Here is a 272-nt window from a genome sequence, read left to right as displayed (position 1 = left end):
AGATATACGCGATTTCATCTTCCGGTAACCCATATTCGATAAAGCGCTGGGCAGTCTGATTTATCAGAACAAGGTATGGGCAGATCATCATGACCTTCATCCCCTTGGATATAAAACCGTCTGTGATGAAGGCAGATAATCCAGTTTTCCCTGCACCGGTGGGGGCATAGACCATGAAAGAATTGAAGTTCTTCCAGTTCTGACGCAGCATATTTAAAGCGCGTTCCTGTGCAAAATTAGGGGTAATTTCTAGCATGACTCACCCTTATTTA

At 43.8% G+C, this 272-nt stretch carries 1 protein-coding gene; it reads right to left on the bottom strand.

Annotated features, from left to right (window positions below; all coding sequences use genetic code 11):
* On the bottom strand, nucleotides 1-256 hold a 256-nt coding region (locus PSI23_RS22340), incomplete at its 3' end, for a DEAD/DEAH box helicase family protein (protein ID WP_273557086.1).
* Between the last annotated feature and the right edge of the window lie 16 nt (nucleotides 257-272).

This window comes from Xenorhabdus yunnanensis (assembly GCF_028598805.1).
Classification (GTDB): domain Bacteria; phylum Pseudomonadota; class Gammaproteobacteria; order Enterobacterales; family Enterobacteriaceae; genus Xenorhabdus; species Xenorhabdus yunnanensis.
Note: the sequence above shows the minus strand (reverse complement) of the source record. Positions and strands in the feature narration are given on the sequence as shown.